The organism is Pseudomonas sp. AB39(2026) (assembly GCF_059831485.1).
Genome location: NZ_CP195212.1, coordinates 4153030 through 4170310, shown reverse-complemented (window position 1 = coordinate 4170310; position 17281 = coordinate 4153030). Strand labels below are relative to the sequence as shown.

Sequence of the window (17281 nt, the reverse complement as noted above, 5' to 3'; positions counted from 1 at the left end):
CATCGAGCGAACCCACCATGCGGCAACCGGATATCGAGATCTACCTCAAGGACGCGGACGTCGATCACAAGGCGATCACCACCTGGCTGTCCACAGCCCTGGGCCCATGCACCGCCTGGGCACAAAAAGGGCAGGTATGGAAATGCAGCGCAGGCGACATCCCTGTCACCTGGGTGCCCTTGGCCGTGGGCAAATGGAACAGCCTGTTTCTCGAAAGTGACCGCACGCCATGGGCGGATGACCTTGCGTGCGCGCGAGCCGCGCACCAGGCCCTCAAGGTCGAGGTAAGATGCGCGCCGGGCACCTGGGTCGAAGAGGAAAGCGACGAGCAGGCCGACCGCTGGATTCGGGTAAGCGCCGACGGGGAAGAAGAGATCACCTGGCGAACCTGAGGCCACGGGCTGTTCGCAGGCTACGCCAGCTTCTACAATACGGGTTTACCTGAGCCTGCCCCTATGTCCCCTTCTGTCTTGCACCGTGTTGTCGCCAGTGCATTGCGTAGAATCCTCTACCTGTGGGTCCGCTCGGAAACCATCAACCCAGGCGCCGGCACGAGCCTGGACCGCAGCCGCCCTGTCATCTATGTGCTGGAAAGCCCAGCGACGACGGACCTGGCCGTGGTAGACCACGAATGTCGGCGCCTGGGGCTGCCGCGCCCGGTTCGGCCAGTGGCAGTGGGCCCGCTACTGGAACCCCGCGCCCATTTCTACCTCACCCCTGCGGCAGACTGGTTAGGGCGGCGAGACAAGCGTGGTGCCCCGCCGGCGCTGCAGCGCCTGGTAGAGGCCTGTACCCAACGCCCTGGCGAGGATGCACTGATTGTGCCCGTAAGCGTGTTCTGGGGGCTGTCACCTGACAGCGAGTCCAGCCCTTGGAAGCTGCTGTTCGCCGACAGTTGGGCAGTGACCGGGCGCCTGCGTCGGCTGGTTACGGTACTGATTCTGGGTCGCAAGACCCGCGTCCAGTTTGCACCGGCCCTTTCCCTGCGCGAACTGGTGGACGCGGGCAAAGGCCCGGAGCGCACCGTACGCATGGCGCAACGTTTGTTGCGGGTCCATTTCCGCCAGCAAAAGGCGGCCGTGATCGGGCCGGATATTTCACATCGCCGCCACCTGGTCAAAGGCCTGGTTCACGCAGCGCCTGTTCGCCAAGCCATCGCCGACGAAGCTGCCCGCGAGAACATCAGCCTGGAACGGGCCGAAAGCCAGGCACTGCGTTATGGCAACGAGATTGCCTCGGATTACACCTACACGGCCATTCGCTTTCTTGAGGTGGTACTGAGCTGGTTCTGGAACAAGATCTACGATGGCATCAAGGTCAGCCAGATCGAGCAGGTACAGGCCCTGGCGCCAGGGCATGAAGTGATCTATGTGCCGTGCCACCGCAGCCATATCGACTACCTGCTGCTGTCTTACTTGCTGTTCCGTCATGGCCTCACGCCGCCGCACATTGCTGCCGGCATCAACTTGAACATGCCTGTGATTGGCAGCCTCCTTCGCCGGGGCGGCGCGTTCTTCATGCGCCGCACGTTCAAGGGCAACCCCCTCTATGCGGCGGTGTTCAACGAATACCTGCACACCCTGTTCACCAAGGGTTTCCCGGTCGAGTATTTCGTGGAAGGCGGGCGCTCGCGCACTGGGCGAATGCTGCGCCCCAAGCCGGGCATGCTGGCCATCACCGTGCGCAGCTACCTGCGCTCGTCACGCACGCCTATCGTGTTTGTACCGGTGTACATCGGCTACGAGCGTGTGCTGGAGGGCCGCACTTACCTGGGCGAACTCCGTGGCGCGGCCAAAAAGAAGGAGTCGGTGCTCGATATCTTCAAGGTGATTGGCGCCCTCAAGCAGCGCTTCGGGCAGGTATCGGTCAATTTTGGCCGGCCTGTTCGCCTCACGGAGTTCCTGGACGCCCAACAACCTGGCTGGCGCGCCGAACCACCCGCCGAGGATTTCAAACCCGCCTGGTTGAACCGGGTCACGCACCAGTTGGGCGAGCAGGTGGCTTGCCATATCAACGAAGCCGCGGCCATCAACCCGGCCAACCTGGTGGCCCTGGCCCTGCTGTCCACTGCACGCCAGGCGCTGGACGAAAGCGCACTGGCACGGGTGCTGGACCTGTTCCTGGGGCTGATGCGCGAGGTGCCCTATTCGCCTTATACCACCCTGCCCGAGGGCGATGGCCTGGCCCTGATTGCCCATGTGAAGGGTATGGGGTTGGTAGCCGAGCAATCGGATGCCTTGGGCCGCATCCTGTACTTGAACGAACAGAATGCGGTACTGATGACGTACTACCGCAACAACGTGCTGCACGTATTCGCCCTGCCCGCGTTGTTGGCAAGCCTGTTCCAGAGCTCAGCCCGTATCAACCGGGAGCAGGTACTGCGCTTCACGCGCGCCCTTTACCCCTACCTGCGGGCAGAGCTGTTCATTCGCTGGTCGGTGGAAGAACTCGATGGCGTGATGGACCAGTGGCTGGCGGCGTTTGTGAGCCACGGCTTGCTGCGCCAGGAAGGGGAAAACTACCTGAGGCCCGCCCCCAGCTCCCGGCAGTTCGTACTGCTCACCCTACTTGCCCGGGGCATTACCCAAACGCTGCAACGCTTCTATATGGCTATTGCGCTGTTGCTTAACCATGGGCAATACGGGCTTACCGCTGAGGCCCTGGAAGACCTGGCCACGGTCATGGCCCAGCGGCTGTCCATTCTCCATGGGCTCAATGCACCCGAGTTTTTCGACAAAATGCTGTTCCGGCATTTTATCCAGGCGTTGGTCGATACCGGTGTGGTGCACCGCAACGAGGAAGGCAAGCTGGGCTACCAGAGCGGCCTAGGCGAACTGGCAGAAGGTGCAGCCAAGCGCGTGCTGTCCGCTGAAGTGCGGCTGTCCATTCGGCAGGTGACCCTGCACCGCAACGAAGAGCTGGCGGTGCGTGAAACGGAGGCGGCGCCTGAGGCGTTGTTGGCAGACGCGCCTGCTGAGGCGCTTGTGTCACATATGCACCGCAAGGGCCCTGACGCAACTGAGTAACGTAGCAACCCCGGCATAGGGCCGGGCTACTTACGGAGCTTACTGCGATGACTACAGCAACACTGACCGGCCATGTCACCTACCGTACCCGCGAGGCCTTGCCTCCGGTTACCTTGGTAGTGGAATTGCACGAATTGTCTGTCGAGAACAAAGAAGCCAAACTGGTTGCCAGCACTTCGCGTGCCGTGCCTGCCTGGGGTTCGTTGAGCTACAGCCTGGCCTACGACCCTGCAGCCCTGGCCCCTACCCATAGCTACGCGTTGTCCGCCAAGCTGTACTTGGATGACCATCTATTCAAAGCCAGCGAAGCTCAACTAGTCATTCCACTGCCTGAAACCAAGGCGGCGGACATTAAAGTGGTCAACGTGCAATCAGCTGTCTTCTGCCCAGGCGGGATTGTGCCGGAGGACGACCTGCCGTTCGACGTGCGATAAGGCCCAGGATACCGAAGCGCAGCCCCCCTATGCTTCGGTACGCCTCCTGCTTCAGAGCTTCCCCTGCTGCACAGGCCCTATCGATCCGCTACATTCAGCGTTCTGATCATGGCCTGGAGTGCCCTCTTGAAACGACTTTTCCCTCTTCTAGCCGCCCTGTTGCTCGGCGGTTGCCAACACTGGCCTGACACCGCCGTGCTGCAAGGCCAGGCCTATTACCTGCAACGGATCGCATTACCGCCCACAGCCGTGTTGAACGTAACCCTGGCGGATGTCTCCATGGCCGACGCCCCGGCGGTTGCCTTGGCGCGCTATACCGGCCCCGCCGGTGCTCAGGTGCCCATTCCCTTCGAGCTGAGCTACGACCGTCGACAGCTGGCCAGTGGTCACCGCTATGCAATCACTGCCCGTATCGAATCGGCGGGGAAGCTGCTGTGGATCAATACCCAGGCGGTGCCTGTCACGCTCGATGGCAACGACCCGCAGCCGCTGCGCGTGAAAGTGGAGCCCATGCGCTAGGGTTTCAGGGACTTCTTCGGGTAAATGTCATAGCGGCTGGATTTACCTTCAATGCACAGCGCTGGCTTCGGCCCTTCAACCGGTGGCGCCTTGCGCGGGCGCTTTACCGTCACGCGATGGGTGGCCAGCGCCAGCGCTGCTTCCAGCAAGGCCGGCGCGTCCAGGTCATCACCGACCAGCGGGCGGAACAGGCGCATCTCCTTTTTCACCAGGGCGCTTTTGTCCCGGTGAGGGAACATAGGGTCCAGGTACACCACTTGTGGCGCTTCGCCCTCCCAGTGGCTCATCCGTTCAATAGCATTGCCTTGGTGCAACGCCATGCGGGCTACGATAGGGCCTACTTCTTGATCCAGGCTGGCGCGTGCCAGGCCATCCCTTAACAGGGTGGCAATAATGGGCTGGCGCTCGATCAGGTCCAGGCGGCAGCCCAAGGTCGCCAGTACAAAAGCGTCCTGCCCCAACCCTGCCGTAGCATCCAGCACATGGGGGCGTACGCCGGGCTGCAGGCCAGCGGCCTTGGCGATCATCTGCCCGCTGCCTCCGCCGAACTGGCGCCGGTGTGCCGCGCCGCCTTGGAGAAAATCCACCCACACCGGGCCGGGTGCCTCCGCCCCCAGCTGTTGCAACTGCACACCGGCGGGCCCTACCTGAAGGGCAAAATCCGCTGCCTCCAGCACCAAAGGCAGGCCCAGCGTCGTCGCCAAGGCCTGGGCGGTTTCACGGAACGCTTCAGCCATGGGCACCACCTGAATGCGGCACGCCGCTTGTCGCTCTTGCATCACCTGTACTCGAAAAAGGTTAAATCTTCGCCGCAAGCGGCCGATAGTGACTGTGTGCGATATTTTGCCAGAGCTTTGGGTCCCCTGAACGCCAATGACCGATCTCATTTCCCCACCTGTTGGTTATCTGTCACCGGTTGGCAACTTCAGCCGGCGCAATACCCAGACCCTGGGCGGGGTGAGCCACCTTTGGCAGGACTTTTTCGCCAGCGCGCTCAAGCCTGCACCTGAAGGTGATTCTGATACGGCCACTGACGCACCACCCTTTGTATTGCCAGCCCCCGTCAACGCCGACGGCGAACCGGTTGCCGGCGCCCAATGGCTGCAGCAAGTGCACGAGCAACGGGGCTGTGACATTGCCGAGCAGGTGATAGAGCCGCCCAAGCCCCTGTTCCTGCCCATCGCAGAATTCGACACCGACCTGTTGCCACCCGCAGCAGTCCCCTACCCGGCTGAAGAACTGCAAGCTCAACAGCTGGAGCTTGACCTGGACACCGGCTGGCGCCGGCCTATCGTGTTTGCCAACGGTAAGCCGCTGCCCGAGCCAGGCCCTGCGCCCAAACCACGTGCCCTGTACTTACCGATCGCCGAGTTCGAAACGGACCTGCTGCCCCCGGCCAACGTGCCTTTCGATGAGCAGACACTGATCTACCAGCAGCGCGAGTTCGACTTCGATACCGGCTGGGCCCGGCCAATCGTGCTGCAGAACCTGCGCGTTACAGCCTGAAGCCAACCCTCACGTATGCGACAATGCGCACACGCGTGATCGCTTCATAAGGTTGCCCTTCCCCATGCCAGACCCTTCCACCTGCCCGGCCTGTGGCTGTTCGAACCAGTGCGCCATGACCATGCCCAGCACGGCCCCTTGCTGGTGCTTCAACGTGACCGTAGACGCCAAGGTGCTGGCTGCCCTGCCGGATGCGCCACGGGGCGCAGCGTGCCTGTGCCCACGCTGTGCCGCTGGGTTAGCGCCTGTATCGGCTAAGCCTACCGATGCGCCTTGACCGCCTGGTTGCCAACCTTCCGGGCTACAACCGCCAGCAGGCCAGGCGAGCGCTGGCCATGGGCGAGGTTGAAGTGGACGGGTGCGTGGTACAGGAACCCGCCTGGGACATTCGCCCGTTCGCGACCGTGAGCGTCCGCGGCCAAGTGGTGCAGCACGGCTACCCGGCGCGCTACCTGATGCTGCATAAACCCGAGGGCTGCGTAAGCGCCACCAGCGACCCCGAGCACCGCACGGTGCTTGACCTGCTGCCAGAAGCCGAACGCACCGACCTGCACCTGGCAGGCCGCCTGGACTACAACAGCACTGGGCTACTGCTGTTGACCAACGACGGCCACTGGTCCCGCCGCCTCACACAGCCCGGCAGCAAGCTGCCCAAACTGTACTACGTGGAAACCGAGCAACCCATCGAAGCGCACTATGCCAGCGTGTTCGAGGCAGGCCTGTACTTCGCCTACGAAGGCCTCACCACCCTGCCCGCCCACCTCACCCTGCTAGGGTCGCACTCGGCCCACTTAAGTTTGGTGGAGGGGCGTTACCATCAAGTCAAGCGTATGTTCGGCCACTTCCAAAACAAAGTGACCCGACTGCACCGGGTGGCCATAGGCCCTTTAGCGCTGGACCCGGCCTTGGCGCCTGGGGCCTATCGGGCGTTGACCGAGGGGGAGCTGGCCAGCCTGCAGGCGTCGCTGGAGGGGTAAGGGGTAAAGCGGAGGGCAGGCGTTTCGCTTTGGCGAAAAAAAAGGTTCTGTTTTCAAACGCTTTCTGGTAAAAAGTACGCCCTTGAGCGGGTATAGTTTAGTGGCAAAACGAAAGCTTCCCAAGCTTTAGTTGAGGGTTCGATTCCCTCTACCCGCTCCAGATTTTCCTCTTCAAGCCCTCGCGTTACCTGGCTTTCGAGCCCCTTCGCTGTAGTTGATCTATCTGGTTTACACTCAGAATTGCCTTAGATTGCTGGGCACCTGGCTTAGTGATCGGTGGAATGCTTTTGTGCTGAGCGCACCACAAATCATAGGCCAACTGGCGAGCAAGCCACATATGGGCCTTGCCTACACCTGCTAACTCCAGACGCCACGCCAGGTCTGCTTTAACGGCAGAACGGCCATTGAGTAGTGTGGATAGACGCCTTCTAGAATAGCCAATCTGCTTGGCTAGGTCCGTAGTAGATAACTTGAGTTCCGGCAATACATCTTCGCGCAGCGCTTCGCCCGGATGAGGTGGGTTGTGCATTGCCATCTGTCGCTACCCTTTCAGTGCTGATCAAGGTAAAGAACCAGTTCCGCAGCCGTGTCGATAAAGCGGAAAGCCATGTGCCAGTAGCCTGCTTTGCCTGCCAACCAGAACCGATGCAGGATTCTGCTACATGGTTACAGCAATGCTCGACGTTTTAGCAGAGGCTCGAACCTGCGCAGCGATGAATGCTTTCGGGTCAATGCCAAATCGTTCAGCCAATGCAAAAGCTTTTTGTGACTGATCGGGCGCTCGCCGTTCAGGACCTTGGATACAGACGTTTTGTCGCCAATTTCAGGCAGGTCTGAGCCGGACAGAGTGTGGGTTTCCATCAGATCCTTCAGCAGCTGTATAGGCGTGGCGGCAGCTTGTGCTTCAGCACTGAAACGGCTGAAGGTCGCATCGCCCTGCTCATAATCCAGAATGGCCTCCTCCACCTCAACCAAGATCTGCTCTTCATACCGGTTGAGTATGTGCCCATCGGTAAGCTTATCCAGCAGCAGGGTAGCTCGCTTGTAGTCCGCAGGACCTTTGATCCCATGGACGTATTGACCGCGCAGCTGCTCCACCAACGCCTGTATTTGCTCCAGCGATTCACGCACAAAATGAGGCTTTTCAATCAGAGTGCTTATGGTCTGGTTCCTCTCTTGTTGCCGGCGCCTGCCTAACCATTTTAGCTAGGCCATATTCAGATTGTTCCGTCCAAGTCGATAACAGTACGTCTGTTGCCGCCTGTCGTAGGTATGTAGAAATGCAAGGACACAAAAAAAATCACCGCTTACTTAAGGTTGTTACATGAACTACCGTCGCTTATCAATCTTGGGCATTTGCCTGATATCTTCTTTTTCATTTGCCGAGGCACCGCAACCTAGAGCCGCTTCCGAATGGCTCGCAGCGCAAAAAGACATGGAGGTTCTAAAAAATGGTTATGCACAGTTGCAGGACATGGCTGCGCGGCATGACACTGACGTAGCGAAAGGGCGGGCGCTCGTAGATGAACTCGTGAAAATTGACAAGCGAATGTACACACACCTAGACAATGCCATCGCCGCTGGGAACGGCGTCGCTATGTACCAAAAGGCTAACCTGTTGTTTGCAAAAAAACCCTTTAAAAACAACAAAGAAATGTGTGATTTGCTCGGCCAGGCTGCCGAACGAGGGCTAATGGCTGGCGCTTTGGAGTATGCAAAGTGTATTGATTTTTACCCACCTAGCGAAGACTACTCCAGGCGGTTGAAACTCCTTCAAACAACAATTGAGGGCGTAGATCCCTACTTGTCAGAATACCCAATAACGACCCGAAACCCGTACTGCTTTCCCAAGCACAAGCCAGCTTTGCAGCCTGGTGAAGACGCTATCCAATGGATCGCGGACAATGCACGTCCTCAAGCATTGAGCGCTGAAGAATTTCAGGCAGAGGGTTATTACACACTAGCAATGTCAGGAATAGACGAACGAACCAAAGCAACCCAAGCCCAATTTCTGAGGCAGGCATTCGCTCATGGGTGCAAAGAAGATACTGCTCGAATCGCGAAATACCTGGGAGTCCCGGTGCCTTAGCTGGCCGGAGATACACCCTACAAAGGCTACCGTAAACAGCATTGGTGAAGCGTTCGCCCTGCTCATAACCCAGAATGGCCTTCTCCACCTCAATCAAGATCTGCTCTTCATACCGGCTAAGTATGTGCCCATCGGTAAGCTCATCCAGCAGCAGGGTAGCTCGCTTGTAATCCGCAGGCCCTTTGATCCCATGGACGTATTGGCCGCGCAGTTGCTCCACCAACGCCCGTATTTACTCAAGCGATTCACGCACAAAGATCGTCTCCAGCTTGGTTTTCAGAGAGTGCCCCTCACGTTCTCGACAGCGGCGGGCTTTTCACAGTCTTAAGCGGCGTCAGGAAATGCATGGCCTAGTGGCCAAACACCTGCTGGGCCTGCCCATTTCCACAAGCAGCAGACTGCTCAGCCCTAGCCTAAAAGCATCCAGGGAAATCACAACCCCCTACCCACCTCAAACATCCGCGGGTCATACATAAAGTCGTACATTTCAACGACTTTAATCTGGCTCGCTTGGGGATGATTGGGGTTGACGACGACGTTCAACTCCAGCGGCATGATGGCAGACGGAACGATCAGCCCCAGATGCGTATTGGATTTCAGCCACGCAGTGCCAAGGTCCATGCTGGGCCGGTCGGCTGGCAGGCTTGCCCACCCTTCGGGCAAATCAGCGGCGCTTAGTGTCCTGTACAGTGAAGGGTCTGAGGGCAGTTCGAAACACGTGATCTTGAGTGGGAACGTCGGCTGGCCGGTTGCGTGAACGAAGGTCTCCAGGCAGCAGATAGCTGGGGTCATGCCCATGTACACCGCAGGCACATCCTGATCATTCCACCGACCGCCTTCAATAGCAGCGCCTTTGCCCGAAAGGTCTGTCGCACGTTTCTCTTTCGCTATTCGCCATGCCCGCATTAGGCCGCCCCGCCCCACTCCAGCGCATGCAACACCCGACGTACCTGCTTTGCGCCGATCTCGGTTTCACACAGCAGGATAGGCGCAACATTCCCGAGGGCTTTATTAGGCACCGACATCCACCTTGCAGCGGCATCCTGGTCTTCAAACACCTCGTGTGCGAGGTTGGACACCGATGCTATGCGGTCCAGGCGCTCGGAAGCTACGGTATCAAGCGCTTGATCTTCACGAATTCGACGCTCAAAGGTAGAGGTCGAACCATTGAAGAGAACGGCTACAACCTCTTGTTGCAGGTTGAAGGTTAGCCGCATCGCTTGGAAAAGTTGTACCGAAAAACCTTTCTTAATATGAACCAACCGCTCAGATTCCCTGAGCGCATGCTGGCGACTAGCGAAAGCCCAGAATGCCTTCTCCCCGTCGCTACGCAATGCTTCTCGGCGCTTTTCAGTGATTGAGACGCCCATGCAGCCTCCGTCATTTGATGCTGATATTTCGTCAAATGAGTGTAAACCGCTTTTGGCTTGCGGTCATCCTGCTTCCACGGGCAATGTCGCAGGTAATACATTGTGCTCGGCTACAATCGCCGCATAGACACTTGGGCCATGCACAGGGGAGAAGGAACCATGCAGACCTGCCATACACGTGCCAACGAAGAAGACTTGTCGCGAATGTCAGAAGACATGGCAGCGGGTACGGTCATTGACACCGCCAAAATCAGTAAACCGACTTCAGGGCTGGCGCCTTCTGAGGAAGCCATGAAGCTGCCCCGTATTGGATTCGCTAGAGGTATGAATGATGGGCAATCATTCGACTATCAGGCTTTCCAAATAGCTGACGCCGATGTCGAAGCCCTATTTCGAGTTGGCAATGCACACGACTGTTGCTAAAGGCGCTGGTTAGCGCGCGAGGTCTGGGGCAACCCGATGCTGGCAAGGGGTAGAGAAAGGCAATAAAGCGTGTCAGGCCAAGGCCCAGCCACCTCAGCAGCCAGGCCCCTTCCCCTTGTTTATTCTTTACCCAGCGCCTCACGCCGGGCCAGGAAGTCATCCTCCAGCATTGCATCCACTTCTGCTTCCGAGTCTTCCAGCACTGGCGGTGCGGTCAGGTGGCCGGTGGAAACCACAGGCTCATCCAGGCGGCCCATCAGGTGCTCCAGGGCATGGGACATTTTCTCAGCAGCGCCTTGCACGGCCTGGTCCAGAGATTCTGCCTTGTGGGTAACGGACACAGGCGTATGGCCTTTGGGCCGGGCTTCGATCTGGCAGCGCTTGTCTTGGGCGCCGGATTTGTCGGCGTTTTCATCACTGACATGGACTTCCACCCGGGTCAGCAAGTCATCGAACCGCTCCAGGGCGTCTTCCACGGCGCTACCTACCCAGTCGTGCAAACCTACGCCGGCGGTGACCTGGTTGCTGTTGACTTGTACCTGCATGGTTGCTCTCCACTATTATTGCAAAGGCTTGTTTTCCTTAGAGGTGCAGAGGGGTGGGATCGGTTCCCTGAGATTGTTTGAAGGCTTTTTCATGTAAGCAGGCCTATGGCCACTTCCTGCCCAAAGCAAGCGGCGGGCACCAACGTGTGGCCCAAGGGTCACTACTTCACGCCACAAGGAGTGACAACCATGCCCGACTCACTGCACCACGCGTTAGAGAAGATCTACGAAAACCAGGTAGCCCTGGCAGCGGCCATTGAAGAATTGGCGCTGTGGGTGGAGGTGCGGGGGTTTGACGCTGCCACGGCGGGCAGCGTGCGAGATGCGCTGGATACGCTGGAGCGCAATGCCGAGCCGATCGGGCGCTGGATCGCCGACCTGCACGGCATTTCCGGTCAATAGCCTTCGTCGTCGAGAATAGCCTGCACGGAGCGCTTCGAAGGGCGCCCGTCGAACTTCAGCAGTTCGGCCGCACGGTTGGTGAATATGCCGTCTACGCCGGCCTTCTTGACCTTGTCGAAGTCCACTGGGTCATCCACGGTGTACACGTGCACCAGCAGGCCCTTGGCATGGGTAAGCTTGTTCATCCAGGGCTGCACCAGGTCCATGTAGCTTTGATCGCCCCCTTTGGTCAGCGCCGCTGAAGGGCCAGTGCCCACCGCACCTTGCGCTTTAGCAAAATCGACCCAGCTGGCGAAGGCTTCCTTGCTGGCAGGGCGTTGGCTGGCGTAGTACGCCGCCTTGTCCTTGATACCCGAGTCTGCGAAGGCCACTTTGGACTCCGGCTCGATGCTGCCCTCGCCCACCCACAGCAACAGCACTTTGGGCACCTTGGGCATTTCCTTGGCCAGCAGTTCCAGGCTGGCCTTTTCGAAGGTTTGCAGCACCACGTGGTGGCCAGCGGCAACCTCGCCAGAAGGGGTCAGCCAGCCGCGGGAGATCAGCTTGGCCTTCAGGTCCGCTTCGATGCCGGGGTAGAGGCTGGGCACCTTGGTTTCGATGTACAGCCCGGTACGGTTCTCAGGGTCGGCATCGGCAATGTCGATGATCTCATCCAGGGTCAACACCTTGGCGCCCTGGAAGGCGGGGCGTGCACGGTCTGGGTAGGCCGTGTTGAACCAGCTGCCGGCATCCAGCTCACGCAGTTCAGCCAGGGGGAACGCGCTTATAGGCTTGTCGCGGCGGTCCGGAAAACGGGTGGCCACGTCTGTGGTACGCAGCAGTGTGTCGTCATGAAAGGCTACCAGCTGCCCGTCGCGGGTGCGTTGCAGGTCCATTTCCAGGTAGTCCGCACCCAGGTCGCGGGCGGCTATATAGGCGGGGCGAGTAGACTCGGGCGCATCGTAGCTGGCGCCCCGGTGAGCGATCACTGCAGGCCAGGCAAAGCCGGCCTTCTTTGCCAAAGCCTCTGGCGAGGGCGCAGCAGCGAACACGGGCGCTGCTGTCATGGCCAGGCACAACAGCGCGGCACCCAACTGGAATGTTTTGACCTGCTTCACACGCATTCCCCTTTTTCGGGTTTAACAATGGAAGGCGCTTTGCGCCAGCCTTCGAGCATAGCGCAGCGGGTGCTGTTTCAAGATGACACTCGCGACACTCACCTTCCATACGGGCACCTTCCATACGGGCGGAAGGCGCAAACCCGCGAGCCACAGCGGCAACGTGCTACAGTCGCGCCAGCCTAAGTCACCGAATTGCTGCACTATGGAATTACACACCTTCGACACCACCCTCCCCGCCTGGAAAGACACGCGCCTGGCTGGCCATTGCACCGGCCTGTTGCTGGGCAATGGCGCCAGCCGTGCCCTGTGGCGGGGCTTTGCCTATGACTCGCTGTTCGAGCTGGCGCAAAAGGTGCGCAACCGCCCGCTGGGCCAGACCGACCTGGCGCTGTTCAAGGCATTGGGCAGCGAGAGCTTCGAACAGGTACTGGGATCACTCAATACCACCACGCGCGTGAACGCAGCGCTGGCCATTGGCGCCTCCGGCCCTCTGAACCGCTACTACGCCATCAAGGAAGCGCTGATCCACGCCATGCGCAGTGTTCACCTGCCCTGGCGGCTGCTCCCTGCTGCTACGCGCCTGGCACTCAACACCGCCCTGCGGGACTACCAAGCGATCTATTCAGGTAACTATGACCTGCTGTGCCACTGGGCCGTAGCAGAAGCGCCGGAAGGCTTCGATGATGGCCTGGACGAGGATGCCAGCTTTGATGCCAGCCGGCCGCCTGCAGGTGACCATCGCCTGCATTACCTGCATGGCGGGCTGCACCTGCTCAAAGACCGCGACGGCGCCACCCGCCGCCGCCTGGCCGTGGGCAGCGAATTGCTGGACGGGTTTGCCATCAATACACCGGGGGAGGTGCCGCTGTTCGTCAACGAGGGCACAGGTGCCGACAAGCTGCGAAGCATTCGGGGGTCGGACTACCTTACTCGTAACCTTGGGGCACTGGCCGTGCATCGAGGCCCGCTGTGCGTGTTTGGCCACCAGTTGAACACCCAGGATGCCCATGTGCTGGCGGCCCTGCGCCAGGCTCCCATTGACGCCATGGCGGTGTCGATTTTCCCGTTGAGCGACCCTTGGGTGCTCAGCCAGAAAAAGCACTACCACGCGCTGCTGGGCGATCGGGTGACCTTGGAGTTCTTCGACGCCACCAGCCACCCGTTAGGGGCCCCAGCCCTGATGATTCCTCAGGAAAAGGCCCGGCCAAGGCGCTGACTCACGCCAGCAGGTGGTCTGCCTGGAGCAGCGTTTCCAGGCAGTGCTCCTGTATGCCATAGAACGCTTTCAGCGCCTCGATACGGGCCAGCCGAGCGCTCACATCGATGGGCCTCGCACGCTTGACTGCCAGAATCATCTTGTTCTTGCTGGTGTGCTCCAGAGATACAAACTCGAATACCTTCGTTTCATACCCGCAGGCTTCCAGGTACAGCGCCCGCAGGCTGTCGGTGAGCATTTCGGCCTGCTGGCCCATGTGCAGGCCGAACTGCAGCATAGGGCCCAGGGGCTCGGGGCTGGTCATCTGAGGGCGCAGCTGCTTGTGGCAGCAGGGCGAGCACATGATGATCGCCGCCTGGCTACGAATGCCGGTGTGAAGGGCGTAGTCCGTGGCCACATCGCAGGCATGCAGGGCGATCATCACATCAATGCGTGCCGGGACCACCGTGCGCACGTCCCCCAGTTCGAACTGCAGGCCTGGGTGGTCCAGCTCGGCCGCCGCCTGGTTGCACAGGGTCACCATGTCTTCACGCAACTCCACACCCGTGACCCGTGCGTCCCGGCCCAGGCCGTGGCGCAGGTAATCGTGGATGGCGAAGGTGAGGTAACCCTTGCCCGAGCCGAAGTCAGCCACCTGCACGGGGGCGCTTTCTGGCAAACCCGCCTGGTTGAAGGCGTGGGCAAACACTTCGATGAACTTGTTGATCTGCTTCCACTTGCGCGACATGGCAGGCACCAGCGTGCCCTTGTGGTCGGTCACGCCCAAGGCGGCGAGGAACGGGCGGTCCAGGTCCAGCCAGCGCTGCTTGGCGCGGTCGTGCTCGGCCGGGGCTGCTGCTTGCACCTGTTGCGCTCGTGTACGGTGCAACCGCGCCTTGCCCTTCTTGCCGAATTCCAACTGCACGGTTTCATCCGTGGCATGCAGGTGGGCGTTGCGAAACGGCGCGGGCAAGGCGTTGGCGATCTCGGCCAGGCCTTCGTCCAGGCCATAGTGCCGGGTAATGTCACGGGTGCGATAGCGCAGCACGAACCCCAGGCGCGGCTCACCTTTTACAGTGAGCGGCTTGACCGTGATGCGCTCCAGCTCAGGCTCCGCCCCCACCGGCCGGGCCAGCACCAGTTTCACCCAGCGCCCGGCGGCAAGTGCCCCTTGCAGCAGGTCCAGGAACACGGCACGGGGGTCATCGGTGGACAAGGCGGAAGCAGGCGCAACAGGCATCAAGTGAATCTCGAAAAAGGCAGCGGGTCGCCATTCTAAGGCAGGCGCGCTAAAAGCGGAAAAACACGCGCCGACTGGATCACCTGTCCCTAATTGGGTTACAACAGTTCGTAAATAAAGTTATAGGCCCATTGAGCCTGTTAGCCCGCCAGGAATGATTTTCATGAAGAAGCTGTATCTGCTCGGCATGGCTGCTGCCCTCGCTTGCCCTTATACCTTGGCCGAAGGCACTGCCCCGGCACCGACCAAGGAGGCGTTCATCAGCGACCTGCTGTCGCGCATGACACTGGATGAAAAGATCGGCCAACTGCGGCTGATCAGCATCGGGCCAGACATGACCCACGAGCAGATACGCAAGGAAATCGCCGCCGGGCGTATCGGTGGCACCTTCAACTCAGTTACCCGCCCGGAAAACCGTCCCATGCAGGACGCGGCCATGAACAGCCGGCTGAAGATCCCCATGTTCTTTGCCTATGACGTGATCCACGGCCAGCGCACCATTTTCCCCATTGGCCTGGGCCTGGCCTCCAGCTGGGACATGGACGCCATTGCCGTGAGCGCACGCACGGCCGCCCGAGAAGCCGCCGCCGACAGCCTGGACATGACCTTCGGCCCCATGGTGGACATTTCCCGCGACCCCCGCTGGGGCCGCAGCAGTGAAGGGTTTGGCGAGGATACCTACCTGGTGTCGCGCATTGCCAAGGTGATGGTGCAGGGCTACCAAGGCAAGGACGTGAGCGCACCCGACAGCATCATGGCCGCCGTGAAACACTTTGCGCTGTACGGCGGCGTAGAGGGTGGCCGGGACTACAACACCGTGGACATGAGCCCTACCCGCATGTACCAGGACTACCTACCCCCCTACCGTGCCGCGCTGGACGCAGGGGCCGGTGGCGTGATGGTTGCACTCAACTCCATCAACGGAGTGCCGGCCACGTCCAACACCTGGCTGATGCAGGACCTGCTGCGCCGGGACTGGGGTTTCAAAGGCCTGACCGTGAGCGACCACGGGGCGATCCTGGAACTGGTCAAGCATGGCGTAGCTCGGGATGGCCGTGAAGCGGCCAAGCTGGCGATCCGTGCGGGTATCGACCTGAGCATGAACGACATGGTGTACGGCAAGGAGTTGCCTGGGTTGGTAAAGGCCGGCGAAGTACCCGAAGCGCAGATCGACAGCGCCGTGCGTGAAGTGCTGTCTACCAAGTACGACCTGGGGCTGTTTGCCGACCCTTACCGCCGCCTGGGCAAGGCCGTAGACGACCCGCAGGACGTCAATGCCGAGAGCCGGCTGCACCGTCAGGATGCCAGGGCCGTGGCCCGGCGTTCCATGGTGCTGCTCAAGAATGCCAAAGACACGCTGCCGCTGAAGAAGGCCGGCACCATCGCGCTGGTGGGCCCCCTGGGCGATGCCCCTATCGACATGATGGGCAGTTGGTCGGCCGCCGGCCAGCCTACCCAGTCCATCACGTTGCTGCGCGGGCTGCGCGACGCGGTCGGCAACCAGGCGCAGGTGCTGTATGCCAAGGGCGCCAACGTGACCAATGACCGCAACAGCCTCGCCTTCCTCAACCGGATCATTTTCGACCGCACCGAAGTGGAAGTGGACCCGCGTACGCCCCAGGCCATGATCGACGAAGCCCTGAAAGCCGCGGCAAGTGCCGATGTGATCGTGGCGGCGGTAGGTGAGTCACGTGGCATGTCCCATGAGTCGGCCAGCCGTACCACGCTGGACATCCCAGCGCCCCAGCGTGCCTTGCTGACCGCCTTGCGGGCCACGGGCAAACCCCTTGTGATAGTGCTGATGAACGGCCGGCCGCTGTCGCTGGTACGGGAAACGGAGCAGGCCGATGCCCTGCTGGAAACCTGGTTCACCGGTACTGAAGGCGGCCATGCCATCGCCGACGTCCTGTTCGGTGACTACAACCCTTCGGGCAAGCTGCCGGTGACCTTCCCACGCTCCGTGGGGCAGGTGCCCATGTACTACAGCCACCTGACCATTGGTCGCCCGTTCACCCCAGGCAAGGCGGGCAACTATACCTCCCAGTATTTCGATGAGGACACCACCCCGCTGTTCCCCTTCGGCTATGGCCTGAGCTACACCACTTTTGACGTGTCGGACGTTCACCTGTCCAGTGCCCGGCTCAAGCGGGGCGATACCCTCAAGGCCAGTGTGACCGTGCGTAATACCGGCAAACGTGACGGGGAAACTGTGGTGCAGCTGTACTTGCATGACGTGGCAGCGTCCATGGCACGGCCGATCAAGGAGCTGAAGAACTTCGAGAAAGTATTCCTCAAGGCAGGTGAGCGCAAGGAAGTGACGTTCAACCTCACTGAGGAGGACCTGAAGTTCTATAACACCCAGCTTCAGTACGCGGCCGAAGCGGGAGATTTCGACGTGCAGATCGGCCTGGACTCCCAGGACGTGAAACAGGCGCGGTTCGAGCTGCTCTAGTCA

20 protein-coding genes and 1 tRNA gene are annotated in these 17281 nt (G+C 60.3%); 13 read left to right on the top strand and 8 right to left on the bottom strand.

Annotated elements, in window-relative coordinates; all coding sequences use genetic code 11:
- Positions 1–17: 17 nt before the first annotated feature.
- From ACSAMW_RS19155 to ACSAMW_RS19140, 4 genes are all read left to right on the top strand, one after another.
- Positions 18–392 carry a hypothetical protein gene (locus ACSAMW_RS19155; protein WP_500594082.1) on the top strand — a complete coding sequence of 125 codons (375 nt, stop codon included), beginning with the start codon at positions 18–20 and terminating at the stop codon, positions 390–392.
- Positions 393–455: 63 nt separating this feature from the next.
- Positions 456–3026 (top strand): glycerol-3-phosphate 1-O-acyltransferase PlsB, encoded by a 2571-nt coding sequence (gene plsB, locus ACSAMW_RS19150; protein WP_500591628.1) that lies wholly within the window; start codon positions 456–458, stop codon positions 3024–3026.
- Between the two features lie 47 nt (positions 3027–3073).
- Positions 3074–3460: a YbaY family lipoprotein gene (locus ACSAMW_RS19145; RefSeq protein ID WP_500591627.1), complete on the top strand. Its 387-nt coding sequence runs from the start codon at positions 3074–3076 to the stop codon at positions 3458–3460.
- Between the two features lie 126 nt (positions 3461–3586).
- Entirely contained in the window at positions 3587–3979 is a 393-nt protein-coding gene (locus ACSAMW_RS19140) for a YbaY family lipoprotein (RefSeq protein WP_500591626.1), read from the top strand.
- On the opposite strand, the gene ACSAMW_RS19135 is transcribed toward ACSAMW_RS19140, so the two are convergent.
- Positions 3976–4758: a class I SAM-dependent methyltransferase gene (locus tag ACSAMW_RS19135; protein ID WP_500591625.1), complete on the bottom strand. Its 783-nt coding sequence runs from the start codon at positions 4756–4758 to the stop codon at positions 3976–3978. The genes ACSAMW_RS19140 and ACSAMW_RS19135 overlap by 4 nt on opposite strands.
- Positions 4759–4852: 94 nt before the next feature.
- On the opposite strand from ACSAMW_RS19135, the gene ACSAMW_RS19130 reads away from it, so the two are divergent.
- From ACSAMW_RS19130 to ACSAMW_RS19115, 4 genes are all read left to right on the top strand, one after another.
- Positions 4853–5485, top strand: a complete 633-nt coding sequence (locus ACSAMW_RS19130; protein ID WP_500591624.1) for an energy transducer TonB — start codon at positions 4853–4855, stop codon at positions 5483–5485.
- Between the two features lie 64 nt (positions 5486–5549).
- Positions 5550–5762 carry a cysteine-rich CWC family protein gene (locus ACSAMW_RS19125; RefSeq protein ID WP_500591623.1) on the top strand — a complete coding sequence of 71 codons (213 nt, stop codon included), beginning with the start codon at positions 5550–5552 and terminating at the stop codon, positions 5760–5762.
- On the top strand, positions 5752–6462 hold the full coding sequence (locus tag ACSAMW_RS19120) for a pseudouridine synthase (RefSeq protein WP_500591622.1): 711 nt from the start codon (positions 5752–5754) through the stop codon (positions 6460–6462). The genes ACSAMW_RS19125 and ACSAMW_RS19120 overlap by 11 nt, the downstream gene beginning before the upstream one ends.
- An 86-nt stretch (positions 6463–6548) precedes the next feature.
- A tRNA-Gly gene (locus ACSAMW_RS19115) sits at positions 6549–6622 on the top strand.
- A gap of 24 nt (positions 6623–6646) precedes the next feature.
- On the opposite strand, the gene ACSAMW_RS19110 is transcribed toward ACSAMW_RS19115, so the two are convergent.
- Both ACSAMW_RS19110 and ACSAMW_RS19105 read right to left on the bottom strand, forming a co-directional pair.
- The gene (locus tag ACSAMW_RS19110) at positions 6647–6991 is read right to left on the bottom strand and encodes a HigA family addiction module antitoxin (protein ID WP_500594081.1); all 345 of its coding nucleotides are present in this window, start codon (positions 6989–6991) and stop codon (positions 6647–6649) included.
- Between the two features lie 137 nt (positions 6992–7128).
- Positions 7129–7593: a helix-turn-helix domain-containing protein gene (locus ACSAMW_RS19105; RefSeq protein WP_500591621.1), complete on the bottom strand. Its 465-nt coding sequence runs from the start codon at positions 7591–7593 to the stop codon at positions 7129–7131.
- A 193-nt stretch (positions 7594–7786) separates the two neighbouring features.
- Here ACSAMW_RS19105 and ACSAMW_RS19100 point away from each other — a divergent pair, with 193 nt between their 5' ends.
- Entirely contained in the window at positions 7787–8551 is a 765-nt protein-coding gene (locus ACSAMW_RS19100; protein WP_500591620.1) for a hypothetical protein, read from the top strand.
- Between the two features lie 432 nt (positions 8552–8983).
- Here ACSAMW_RS19100 and ACSAMW_RS19095 read toward each other — a convergent pair whose 3' ends face one another.
- Positions 8984–9457: an RES family NAD+ phosphorylase gene (locus ACSAMW_RS19095; protein WP_500591619.1), complete on the bottom strand. Its 474-nt coding sequence runs from the start codon at positions 9455–9457 to the stop codon at positions 8984–8986.
- Positions 9457–9921: an Xre family toxin-antitoxin system antitoxin gene (locus ACSAMW_RS19090; RefSeq protein WP_168082242.1), complete on the bottom strand. Its 465-nt coding sequence runs from the start codon at positions 9919–9921 to the stop codon at positions 9457–9459. Before ACSAMW_RS19090 ends, ACSAMW_RS19095 begins: the two co-directional genes overlap by 1 nt.
- Before the next feature lie 159 nt (positions 9922–10080).
- On the opposite strand from ACSAMW_RS19090, the gene ACSAMW_RS19085 reads away from it, so the two are divergent.
- Positions 10081–10344: a hypothetical protein gene (locus ACSAMW_RS19085; RefSeq protein ID WP_500591618.1), complete on the top strand. Its 264-nt coding sequence runs from the start codon at positions 10081–10083 to the stop codon at positions 10342–10344.
- 119 nt (positions 10345–10463) lie between these two features.
- Here ACSAMW_RS19085 and ACSAMW_RS19080 read toward each other — a convergent pair whose 3' ends face one another.
- On the bottom strand, positions 10464–10889 hold the full coding sequence (locus tag ACSAMW_RS19080; protein ID WP_500591617.1) for an HPF/RaiA family ribosome-associated protein: 426 nt from the start codon (positions 10887–10889) through the stop codon (positions 10464–10466).
- Positions 10890–11078: 189 nt separating this feature from the next.
- Here ACSAMW_RS19080 and ACSAMW_RS19075 point away from each other — a divergent pair, with 189 nt between their 5' ends.
- Positions 11079–11291 carry a hypothetical protein gene (locus ACSAMW_RS19075; protein WP_500591616.1) on the top strand — a complete coding sequence of 71 codons (213 nt, stop codon included), beginning with the start codon at positions 11079–11081 and terminating at the stop codon, positions 11289–11291.
- On the opposite strand, the gene ACSAMW_RS19070 is transcribed toward ACSAMW_RS19075, so the two are convergent.
- On the bottom strand, positions 11285–12337 hold the full coding sequence (locus ACSAMW_RS19070; RefSeq protein WP_500594080.1) for a glycerophosphodiester phosphodiesterase: 1053 nt from the start codon (positions 12335–12337) through the stop codon (positions 11285–11287). The two genes, ACSAMW_RS19075 and ACSAMW_RS19070, sit on opposite strands and share 7 nt — an antisense overlap.
- Before the next feature lie 256 nt (positions 12338–12593).
- On the opposite strand from ACSAMW_RS19070, the gene ACSAMW_RS19065 reads away from it, so the two are divergent.
- A complete protein-coding gene (locus ACSAMW_RS19065) occupies positions 12594–13607 on the top strand; it encodes a DUF4917 family protein (RefSeq protein ID WP_500591615.1) in 1014 nt (337 codons plus the stop codon).
- 1 nt (position 13608) lies between these two features.
- On the opposite strand, the gene ACSAMW_RS19060 is transcribed toward ACSAMW_RS19065, so the two are convergent.
- A complete protein-coding gene (locus tag ACSAMW_RS19060) occupies positions 13609–14826 on the bottom strand; it encodes a class I SAM-dependent methyltransferase (protein WP_500591614.1) in 1218 nt (405 codons plus the stop codon).
- A 163-nt stretch (positions 14827–14989) separates the two neighbouring features.
- Here ACSAMW_RS19060 and bglX point away from each other — a divergent pair, with 163 nt between their 5' ends.
- Entirely contained in the window at positions 14990–17278 is a 2289-nt protein-coding gene (gene bglX / locus ACSAMW_RS19055) for a beta-glucosidase BglX (RefSeq protein ID WP_500591613.1), read from the top strand.
- Positions 17279–17281 lie beyond the last annotated feature (3 nt).